The sequence below is a fragment of the Amycolatopsis sp. NPDC043887 genome, from assembly GCF_056435665.1.
This window is the reverse complement of record NZ_JBWKEB010000037.1, coordinates 1-10632: the sequence shown is the minus strand read 5'-3', so window position 1 is coordinate 10632 and position 10632 is coordinate 1. Positions and strand designations below refer to the sequence as shown.

Here is a 10632-nt window from a genome sequence, read left to right as displayed (position 1 = left end):
TTCTTGTGGTAGGAAAGGGACCCAGGCAAGGATGGGGCCGTGGGGGGGGGGGGGGGGGGTTGGGGGAAAACCCCAACCCCCCCCCCACGACCCGCCGCTCAAAACAGGCCGAGTTCCTTCGCTCGCAGGGCGGCCTGGGTGCGATCCCGCACCTGGAGCTTGGACAGGACGCTCGTCACGAGATTCTTCACCGTGCCCTCGGCGAGGAACAGCGTCTTGGCGATCTCGCGGTTGCTGCGGCCGCCGGCCAGGAGCCGGACGACCTCGAGTTCACGCTCCGAGAGCGGGGTCGCCAACGGCCGGGGTGCCTCGGCGGGCAGCCGTGCCACCCTGGCGACGAGTTTCGCCGCGACCGACGGCTGCAGCACCGATTCGCCCCGCTGGGCCGCGACCAGCGCTTCGACCAGCCGCGTCGACGAGACGTCCTTGAGCAGATAGCCGACGGCCCCCGCGCGCAACGCGGCGAACACGTCCTCGTCGTCGTCGAATGTCGTCAAAGCCAGGACACGCACGTCCGGTTGCTCGGCTCGAAGCCGTGCGGTGGCCGCGATGCCGTCCAGCACCGGCATCCGCAGGTCCATCAGCGCGACGTCGGGACGGAGTTCGGCGCAGCGCCGGACGGCTTCCTCACCGTTCGCGGCCTCGCCGACGACGTCGATCTCCGGCTGGACTTCCAGCAGGGTCGCCAACGCCTCTCGGAACAACGCCTGGTCGTCGACGATCAGCACCCGGACGCTCATCCCGGCACCTCCACGGTGAGCGTCGAGCCGTGCCCTTCTTCGGAGTCGACCGAGACACTGCCGCCCAGCCCGGCGACCCGCTCGCGTAGTCCCACGAGACCGAAACCCTTGTCCGGCAGGGGATCCCCGGTGAACCCGAGACCGTCGTCGCGGACCTCGAGCCGGATTCGATCGGTGACGGCGTAGTCGAGCACCACGGTCGCGGCGGTGGCCCGCGCGTGCTTGCGCACGTTGGTCAGTCCCTCCTGTGCCGCCCGGAACAGAGACTCCTCCACGTCGGCCCGGGTGTCCCGCGCGGTGCCCTTGACCTCGAACCCGGTCGGCACGCCCGCCGCGGAAGTCTCCTCCGTCAGCGCCCGCACCGCGTCCGCGAGCGGTTCGGAACGCGGCTCCCGCAACGCCGACACCGACCGGCGGACCTCTGCCAGCGCCTCGCGCGACTGGTCCTGTGCCTTGGCGAGCATCCCGTCGGCCCGTTCCGTGTCGCCGGTGCCGATCACCGCGCGGGCGGCCTGCAACATCATCTGGACGACGGTGAGGTGGTGACCGAGCCCGTCGTGAATGTCGCGCGCGAGGCGGTTGCGTTCCTGGATCGTGGCGAGCTGTTCGGCCTGCGCGGCCTGGTCGCGAAGACGTTCGTGCGCGTCGGCCAGCTCCTCCCGCGCCCGCTTCTCCCGGACGACCAATTCGGTCACCACGGCGGCGAAGACCATGACCGCCAGCGTCCCGAGCCCCTCGCGGAGCCCGTCCAGCGGTGCCATCGGCAGGTGGATCAACGGGATCACCGCCGCGACCCCGAAAGCGGCCGGTAGCGGTAGCAGCAACACTGTGTGACAGACGAGGACCACGAGAAGCAGGACGGCCCCGATGGCGGCGCCCGACAGGGAGAACAGGGTGAAGCCGAGCGGTAACTGAACGCAGACGTACGCGATCGCCCACGGGCGCCCGCGTTTCTGCACCCAGGGGAAGCCGGCGATCGCGATCGCCGCGTAGACCAGCCCGGCGAGGAGCGTCGGCAGCACGAGCGTCTCGTATTTGGCCGAGCCGAGCGGCAACGTCACGTACGCGACGAGGGTCAGTGCGGCCAGAGCCCGGTTCACGGACACACAATGCCACGACTCCCGCGTTTCGTCCTCTGAATGCGGTACTTGCGCGTGCAACCACCGCATTCAGAGGACGAAACGCGGGAGTCAGGCGATGGTGCTGTTCCGGATCTCCAGCGAGAACGGCGTCTGGACGTCTTCCGGTTCCAGGTCGCTCCCGCCCGCGATACGCCGCCGCAGCAGATCGACCGCGGCCCGCGCGATCGCCGCCTTGTCCGGCGCGATCGTCGTCAGCGACGGCAGGCTGTACGCGCTCTCCTCGTTGTTGTCGAAGCCGACGATCGCCATGTCCGACGGCACCTGGACGCCGCGTTCGGCCGCGGCGCGCAGGGCGCCGATGGCGAGAAGGTCGTTGAAGCAGAAGACCGCGTCGGGCGGTTCCGGCAGCGCGAGGAGGTGCGCCATCGCTTCGGCACCGTTGGAGCGGTGGTAGCGCAGGGCGGGCAGGACCAGTTCGGGAATGGGCACGAGCCCCGCTTCTTCGAGCGCGGAGTGATAACCCTCCAGCCGTTGCGCGGCCGTGTGGCGCTGCGGATGCGCGCCGATCGCGGCGATCCGGCGGCGGCCGAGCGAGATCAGGTGCCGCACCGCGATCCTGGCGGCCTGGACGTTGTCGATACCGACGTGGTCGATCGGGACGTCGACGACGTGCTCACCGAGCATCACCAGTGGCACGCCCGGCGCCAGATCCTCGAAATCGTTGGTGTGCAAGGCTTCCGGGCTGATGATCGCGCCGTCGATCAGATGGGGGCCGAGCGCGGACAGCGCGTTGCGCTCCCGCTCCCTGGTGCCGAGGGTCTGTTCGATCAGGACGTTCCACTCGTGTTCCTGCGCCGCCTGCAGCACCAGGCCCGCCAGCTCGCCGAAGTACGGGATGCTCAGTTCGGGCAGCATCAGCCCGAGGAACCCGGTGCGGCCGCGGCGGAGGTTGCGGGCGCCCAGGTTGGGCCGGTATCCGGTCGACGCCAGCGCCTCCTCGACGCGCTTGCGGTTCTCCGGCTTGACGAAGTCGTAGCCGTTGACCACGTTCGACACGGTCTTGACCGAGACGCCCGCAAGCTTGGCGACGTCCTTGAGCGTGGCCACCCTCGCTCCCCTCTGCAGTGCTCCGGCACAGCCTAGCCGCGCGAACGGCGGATTTACAACGTTGTACCAACGATGTAAATCTGGCATCGTCCCTATGAGTGACATGGGTCACCGCAGATCCGTGTGCTCGACTTCCCGAGGAGCGATCGATGTCCCTGCCCATCCGCCGCACCCTGCTCCTGGTGACCGGCCTCGCGCTCGCGCTGACGGCCTGCACCAGCCGCGAGACCCAGCAATCCGCCCCGTCGGGGGCAGGACCGGCCGCTTCGGCGGCGCCGAACCAGGCCGCGGGGCCGGGATGCGCCCGCGAGAAGACCGGTTACCCGCAGGTGGACGTGAAGAACGCGGTCATCGGCTTCTCCCAGTCGGAGAAGGAGGCGAACCCGTTCCGCATCGCCGAGACGCAGTCCATCAAGGACGAAGCGACGAAACTCGGTGTCCCGGCGGACAAACTCCTGATCACCAACGCGCAGAGCGATCTCAACAAGCAGGTCAGCGACATCAAGTCGTTGCTGGACCGGGGCGCGCAGCTGCTCATCGTCGCCCCGCTGAACTCCGACGGCCTCCAGCCCGCCCTCGACGCGGCGAAGGCCAAGAAGGTCCCGGTCGTCACGATCGACCGCAAGGTGACCTCCCAGCCGTGTACCGATTACCTGACCTTCATCGGCTCCAACTTCGTCGAGCAGGGCAAGCGCGCCGCGCAGGAGATGGTGAAGGCCACGGGCGGCACCGGCAAGGTCGCGATCCTGCTCGGGGCGTCCGGCAACAACGTGACCACCGACCGCACCAAGGGTTTCAAGGACGAGATCGCCGCGACCACGGGTATCCAGATCGTCGCCGAGCAGACCGGTGAGTTCGACCGGTCCAAGGGCCAGGCGGTCATGGAGCAGCTCATCCAGAGCAACCCGGAGATCACCGCCGTCTACGCCGAGAACGACGAGATGGGCATCGGCGCGGTGACCGCGCTCAAGGCCGCGGGCAAGACGCCGGGCAAGGACGTCAAGATCGTCTCGATCGACGGCACCCGCAACGCCGTCCAGTTCATCGCCGACGGCAGCTACAACGCGGTGATCGAGTCCAACCCGCGCTTCGGCCCGCTCGCCTTCTCCACGCTGCAGGACTTCGCCGCCGGCAAGGAGATCCCGCCGACCGTGGTGATCTCCGACGACCAGTACGACTCGGCGAACGCGGCCCAGAAGCTCGGGAACGCGTACTGACGATGGAACCGGTTCTCGAGGTCGAAGGCGTGACGAAGACGTTCGCCGGGGTGCGCGCGCTCGACGACGTGTCGTTCGCGCTGCGGCCGGGCGAGGTGCACGCGCTGGTGGGCGAGAACGGCGCCGGGAAGTCGACGCTGATCAAGGTGCTCACTGGCGTGCACAAGCCGGATTCCGGCACGATCCACGCGCGGGGCGCGATCTCCACGATCTACCAGGAGGTCAACCTCATCCCGCTGATGAGCGTGGCGAGCAACGTGTACCTCGGCCGCGAGCCGAGCAAGCGGTTCGGGCTGGTGGACTGGGCGCGGATGAACGCCGACGCGGCGGCGCTGCTGAAGGACTACGGCATCGACGCCGACGTCCGCCGTCCACTCGGGACACTCGGTGTCGGCGCGCAGCAGATGGTGGCGCTGGCCCGCGCGGTGTCGGTCGACGCCGACGTCGTGATCATGGACGAGCCGACGTCGTCTTTGGAGCCGCGTGAGGTCGAGACGCTGTTCGAGGTCATGGGCAGGCTGCACGAACGCGGGATCGCGATCGTGTACGTCAGCCACCGCATGGACGAGCTGTACCGGATCTGCGAACGGGTGACGGTCCTGCGGGACGGCAAGCGGGTCCACACCGGCCCGCTCGCCGACCTGCCGCGGCTGGAACTGGTGTCGATGATGCTCGGCCGCAGTGTCGGCGACATCCGTTCGCATGGCGCGACGGCCTTCGAGGGTGACCACGAGGCCGGCCGGGAACCGGTGCTGCGCGCGGAGAACCTCACCAGCGGCAACCGCCTGACCGGGGTATCGGTGGAGATCAGACCCGGCGAGATCGTCGGCCTCGCGGGGCTGCTCGGCTCCGGCCGGACCGAGACCGCGCGGGCGATCGTCGGCGATCTGCCGCTGTCCGGTGGCACCGTCCTCGTCGGGGGAAAGCAAGTCCCGCAAGGGAATGTGGCCGCCGCGATGCGAGCGGGGGTCAGCATGCTCGCCGAAGACCGCAAGACCGAGGGCATCATCCCGCATCTCTCGGTACGGGAGAACATCGTGCTCGCCGCGTTGCCGAAGCTGTCCCGTTTCGGCCTGGTCAGCCGTGCCCGGCAGGACCGAATCGTCGACACGTTCGTGAAACGCCTGCGGATCAAGGTTTCCAGCCCGGATCAGAAGGTCGCGGAGCTCTCCGGCGGCAATCAGCAGAAGGTGCTGCTCGCCCGCTGGCTCTGCACCGAACCGAAGGTGCTGCTGCTCGACGAGCCGACCCGGGGGATCGACGTCGGAGCGAAGGCGGAGGTACAGGCGCTCATCGACGAACTCGCGAAAGACGGGCTCGCCGTCCTGCTGATCTCGTCGGAGATGGACGAACTACTCGACGGCGCCGACCGGCTGATCGTGCTCAAGGACGGCGCGGTGGTCGGGGAACTGGCGGGGGACGAGCTGACGCAGGACCACGTGCTGGCCGCGATCGCCTCGGGCGGCGCGGATGACTAGTGGTCACCATCGGATGTCCTCCGGGGGTCTCGACGGCCCAGCTTCCCGCTGGACGCACGGCCGCGAAGCCCGAGTACAACCCGGTACGAGGCCCTCGCGGCCGCAAGCCCAGCGGAAACCTGGATCCGCCGAATACCCCCGAAGGACATCCGATGGCAACCACTAGCACTCAGCGGAGAACGGAGGAACCGGGGCCCACCATGACGGACACGGCGAAAACGGTGGACCGGACCCGGGCGGCGCGGTGGCTGCAGGAGTACGGCGTGTACGTCGCCGTCGTCGCGCTCGTCCTGTTCAACATCGCGTTCACGGCGAACTTCCTGACCGTCGGGAACTTCCGCACTCAGTTCATCCAGGCCGCGCCGGTGCTGGTGGTCGCGCTCGGGATGGCGCTGGTGATCGGCACCGAGGGCATCGACCTGTCGGTGGGCGCGGTGATGGCGCTGTCGGCCGCGCTCGTCCCGCTGTACCTCGGCTACGGAACGCTGCCCGCGGTCGCCATCGCGCTCGCCGCGGGGCTGGCGGCGGGTGCGTTCAACGGCGTTCTCGTGGCCAGAGTCGGGATTCAACCCATCGTGGCGACGCTGGCGTTGCTCGTCGGCGGGCGCGGGCTGGCGCTGGTGCTCGCCGACGGCCAGCTGATCCAGCTGCACGATCCGGGCTTCCTCGCGCTCGGCACCGGCGAGGTGCTCGGGATCCCGGTGAGCGTGCTCATCGCGGCCGTGCTGGCCGTGCTGATGGCGGCGCTGGTCGGGAAGACGGCGTTCGGCAGGCGGCTGGTCGCGATCGGCGGCAACCGGCGGGCCAGCGTGCTCGCCGGGCTGCCGGTCACTCGCGTCCTCATCGGCGTCTACGCGATCTGCGGGCTGCTCGCGGCGCTGGCCGGGGTGTTGTCCACCGCCCGGCTCGGCGCGGGCGACCCCGCGGACGCCGGCCTGCTGATGGAACTGTCCGCGATCACCGCGGTCGTGGTCGGCGGGACCCCGCTGACCGGCGGCCGGGTCCGCATCCTCGGCACGGTGATGGGTGTCCTGCTCATGCAGCTCGTCCGCGCCACGCTCATCAAGCACAACCTGCCGGATTCGACCGCGCAGATGATCCAGGCCGCGATCATCGTCGGCGCGGTGTACGTCGCACGGGAACGGAGCAGCCGATGACCGCGGCGCCCACGATGGCCGCCCAGGACTCCGCGCGGCGCGAGCTGATGACCGGAGTGCTGCAGAAACAGGGCGCGGCGATCGCGCTGGTGCTCATGGTCGCCGTCGCGTGGCTGCTGTTCCCGCGCTTCGGCAGCCTGGACAACCTGCGCGACATCGCGTTGCAGAGCTCGTTCCTCGCCATCATCGCGCTCGGGATGACCTTCGTGATCATCACCGGCGGGATCGACCTGTCCGTGGGATCCGTCTACGCGCTCGGCGGGGTCCTCGCCGCCTACGGGTCGCAATGGGGATTCCTCGTCGCGCTGCTGCTACCGCTGGCGGTGTGCGGGCTGATCGGCCTGATCAACGGGTTGCTCGTCGCGAAGACCGGGATGGCGCCGTTCATCGTCACGCTGGCGTCCCTGCTGTTCGCCCGCGGGCTGCTGCTCGCGATCACCAGCGAGGGCGCGACGACGTACAAGATCCCGGAAGGCGAGGCGTTCGTCGAACTCGGGCGTGGCACGCTGTTCGGGTTCGGCTATCCGGTGTTCATCGCGGCGGCGCTCTGCCTGGTCGGTGGGCTGTTGTTGCGGCGGACCCGGTTCGGTCAGTCGGTGTTCGCGACCGGCGGTTCGGAGCAGTCCGCGAAACTGATGGGACTGCCGGTGGCGCGCACCAAGGTCACCGTCTACGTGATGAGCGGCGTCCTGTCCGGGCTCGCGGGCGCGCTCACCGCGGCTTACCTGCAATCCGGTGTCACGGTGATCGGGGTCGGCCTCGAACTGGACGCCATCTCCGTCGTCGTCATCGGCGGCACCCTGCTGACCGGCGGGATGGGCACGATTCTCGGAACGGTCATCGGGGTGGGCATCCGAACGGTCATCCAGAACGTCATCAACCAGATAGGAACTCTCGACAGCAACTACCAGTCGGTGGTCAGCGGTGCGTTCCTCTTGGTGGTCGTTGTGCTGCAACGGTCATTGGCCCGTACGACCGCCCGGAGATAGGGAGATCGCATGCACCGAAGAACCGCGCGCGCCCTGAGCGTCGTGGCCGGTCTGCTGGCCGCCGCGACGACACTCGTCCCCGTCGCCCAAGCCGCTCCCGTCCCGCTCCCCACCCCGTGGACCGGCCAGGTCTCGCCGTCGAACGCGCTGCCCGAGTATCCGCGCCCGCAACTGGTGCGCTCGGAATGGCTCAATCTCAACGGAACCTGGGGTTTCACCGGTGCACCGAACCTGAATTCGCCGCCTATCGGCAGGCCGTTGAGCGAGAACGTCCTCGTGCCTTACCCGATCGAATCGATGCTTTCGGGCATCAAACGGCATGAGGACAACATGTTCTACCGCCGGACGTTCACCGTTCCGTCCACCTGGGACGGTCGCCGGGTGAAGCTCAACTTCGGTGCCGTCACCTGGGAGACCAGGGTCTGGGTCAACGGGACGCCGGTCGGGAGCCACACCGGTGGTTTCGACGCCTTCTCGTTCGACATCACCCCTGCGCTCAAGGCGGGGGAGAACGAGATCGTCGTCGGCGTCGCGTCTCCTGTCGACGGGAGCCGGTACCCGGTGGGAAAGCAGCGCAAAGCACCCAGCGGCATCTTCTACACGGCGGCGTCGGGGATCTGGCAGACGGTCTGGCTGGAGCCGGTGCGTGCCGAGCACATCACGCGGCTCGACACCACTCCCGATGTTCCCGGCGGCGCGCTCGACCTCGTCGTCCAAGGGACCGCGGGGCAGCAAGCGACCGCCGAAGTCCTTTCGGGTGGTCAAGTGGTCGGCACCGCCACCGGTACCGTCGGTACCCGCCTGCGGATTCCGGTGCCGAACGCGCGGCTGTGGTCGCCGGACGACCCGTTCCTCTACGACCTGCGCGTCCGGCTGCCGGGAGGCGACGTCGTCACCGGGTACTTCGGCATGCGGTCGCTGGGCAAGGCGATGGTCGGCGGCGTGATGCGGCCGCTGCTCAACGGGAAGTTCGTCTTCCAGCTGGGCACGCTGGACCAGGGATACTGGCCGGACGGCATCTACACCGCGCCGACCGACGAGGCGCTGCGGTTCGATCTCGAACGCCAGAAGGCACTGGGCTTCAACATGGTCCGGAAGCACATCAAGGTCGAGCCCGCGCGGTGGTTCTACCACGCCGACCGGCTCGGGCTGATGGTCTGGCAGGACATGCCGTCGCTCGACTCGATCGACGAGGTCCCGAACGGGCACGCGAACTTCGAGTCCGAACTGCGGCGGATGATCGAGCAGCACAAGAGCATCACCTCGATCGTGCAGTGGGTGCCGTTCAACGAAGGCTGGGGCGAGTACGACGCCGGCCGGATCGTCGATCTGGTCCGCTCGATCGACGACACTCGGCTGATCAACCACAACTCCGGCTCGAACTGCTGTGTGTCCGATCCGGATCCGGGCAACGGCGACGTGATCGACGATCACGCGTATCAGGTCTCCACCGGTACGAGGCAACCCGACGCGCGCCGGATCGCCGTGCTGGGTGAATACGGCGGGCTCGGGCGACGCGTCAGCGGGCACGAATGGGAACCGGGCAAGGGTTTCGCGTACGGCGCGCTGTATCCGGACGAGACGTCGCTGACGAACCGGTACGTGGAGATCACCAAGCAGGTCGGTCGGTTCGTCCACGGCCGCGGGCTTTCCGCGTCGGTCTACACCGAGCCGTACGATGTCGAGAACGAGGTCAACGGCTTCTACACCTACGACCGCCGCGTGCTGAAGATGACCGAGGCGCGAGTGCGCGAGATCAACCAGAAGGTGCTCGCCATCGCCAAGGGCACCGAGGTGGGCCGGGGCGAGCCGGTGTCCCTGCGGGTCACGACGGCCGGATACACGGATCGCTATCTGCGGCACCAGGACGACTTCGTGAGGACTGATGTGCTGGGCGAGGGCAGCGCGGACCTCGCCAAGAAGGACGCGACGTTCTGGGCCCGGCAGGGGCTGGCCGACGCGTCGTGCCTGTCGTTCGAGTCGCGGAACCACCCCGGGCATTTCCTGCGGCACGCGTCGTCGCGGATCCGCAAGGACCCGAACGACGGCTCGGCGCTGTTCGCCGGGGACGCGACCTTCTGCGCGAGGGAAGGCGCCGGCGGAACGGCTCTGGAGTCCTTCAACCAGCGTGGCGCGTACATCCGGCACTACGCCGAGACCGTCTATCTGGCGCGCAGCGGCGGGCCGAACCCGTGGGACACCCCGTCGAGCTTCGCGGCGGACACGACGTGGGCGGCGTCGGTCCCGCTTTGGCGCAGCGGCGCGGATCTGCCGCTGGACCAGGCGCGGTCGTTCAAGGTGACGACTCCCGGCTTCACCGAACGCTTCCTGCGGCACCGTGACGGCCTCGCGCGGACGGACGTGGTGAACGCGTCGAGTACGGCGTTGCTGAAGGCGGACGCGACGTTCGTCGTGCGGCGCGGTCTCGCGGACCCGTCGTGTTATTCGCTGGAGGCACGCAACTATCCGGGCCAGTTCCTGCGGCACGCGGACTTCCGGGTGCGGCTGGGTGGCAACGACAACACCGACCTGTTCCGGAAGGACGCGACGTTCTGCGCCCAGCCCGCGGCCGGTGGAGTCCGGCTGGCGTCGGTGAACGAGCTGGGCACGAACATGCGGCACTACGCCGAAGAGGTCTATGTCGCCGCCGGCGGCGGTGGCCACCCGTTCGACAACCCGGTCTCGTACGACCAGGACGTGACCTGGGCGGTCTCCGCGGCTTGGGCTCCGTAGCCGGCTCGTGAGTGGCAAGGACGGTTCTAACAGTCTGTCTGAGTTCAGGACATGTCGGACAGTTGATGTTTCAGGACCTCACGGACACTGACCGGCCTGTCGGCGTGGTGACCAGGGCTTGTGTGGTGA

Annotated in this window: 8 protein-coding genes; 5 read left to right on the top strand and 3 right to left on the bottom strand. The window is 68.6% G+C overall.

Features of this window, described 5'->3' with window-relative positions:
- Nucleotides 1-98: 98 nt before the first annotated feature.
- The 3 genes from AC069H_RS42545 to AC069H_RS42535 all read right to left on the bottom strand — a co-directional run bounded on the left by AC069H_RS42545 (nucleotide 99) and on the right by AC069H_RS42535 (nucleotide 2929).
- Nucleotides 99-740 carry a response regulator gene (locus tag AC069H_RS42545; RefSeq protein ID WP_478230779.1) on the bottom strand — a complete coding sequence of 214 codons (642 nt, stop codon included), beginning with the start codon at nucleotides 738-740 and terminating at the stop codon, nucleotides 99-101.
- On the bottom strand, nucleotides 737-1840 hold the full coding sequence (locus AC069H_RS42540) for a sensor histidine kinase (protein WP_478230780.1): 1104 nt from the start codon (nucleotides 1838-1840) through the stop codon (nucleotides 737-739). The genes AC069H_RS42545 and AC069H_RS42540 overlap by 4 nt, the downstream gene beginning before the upstream one ends.
- Before the next feature lie 90 nt (nucleotides 1841-1930).
- The gene (locus AC069H_RS42535) at nucleotides 1931-2929 is read right to left on the bottom strand and encodes a LacI family DNA-binding transcriptional regulator (RefSeq protein ID WP_478230781.1); all 999 of its coding nucleotides are present in this window, start codon (nucleotides 2927-2929) and stop codon (nucleotides 1931-1933) included.
- 149 nt (nucleotides 2930-3078) lie between these two features.
- Here AC069H_RS42535 and AC069H_RS42530 point away from each other — a divergent pair, with 149 nt between their 5' ends.
- The 5 genes from AC069H_RS42530 to AC069H_RS42510 all read left to right on the top strand — a co-directional run bounded on the left by AC069H_RS42530 (nucleotide 3079) and on the right by AC069H_RS42510 (nucleotide 10503).
- A complete protein-coding gene (locus AC069H_RS42530) occupies nucleotides 3079-4146 on the top strand; it encodes an ABC transporter substrate-binding protein (protein ID WP_478236144.1) in 1068 nt (355 codons plus the stop codon).
- A 2-nt stretch (nucleotides 4147-4148) separates the two neighbouring features.
- On the top strand, nucleotides 4149-5624 hold the full coding sequence (locus tag AC069H_RS42525) for a sugar ABC transporter ATP-binding protein (protein ID WP_478236143.1): 1476 nt from the start codon (nucleotides 4149-4151) through the stop codon (nucleotides 5622-5624).
- A gap of 200 nt (nucleotides 5625-5824) precedes the next feature.
- On the top strand, nucleotides 5825-6781 hold the full coding sequence (locus AC069H_RS42520) for an ABC transporter permease (protein ID WP_478236142.1): 957 nt from the start codon (nucleotides 5825-5827) through the stop codon (nucleotides 6779-6781).
- Nucleotides 6778-7770 (top strand): ABC transporter permease, encoded by a 993-nt coding sequence (locus AC069H_RS42515; RefSeq protein WP_478230785.1) that lies wholly within the window; start codon nucleotides 6778-6780, stop codon nucleotides 7768-7770. Before AC069H_RS42520 ends, AC069H_RS42515 begins: the two co-directional genes overlap by 4 nt.
- A 9-nt stretch (nucleotides 7771-7779) precedes the next feature.
- Nucleotides 7780-10503 carry an AbfB domain-containing protein gene (locus AC069H_RS42510; RefSeq protein WP_478236141.1) on the top strand — a complete coding sequence of 908 codons (2724 nt, stop codon included), beginning with the start codon at nucleotides 7780-7782 and terminating at the stop codon, nucleotides 10501-10503.
- The last annotated feature ends 129 nt before the right edge of the window (nucleotides 10504-10632 follow it).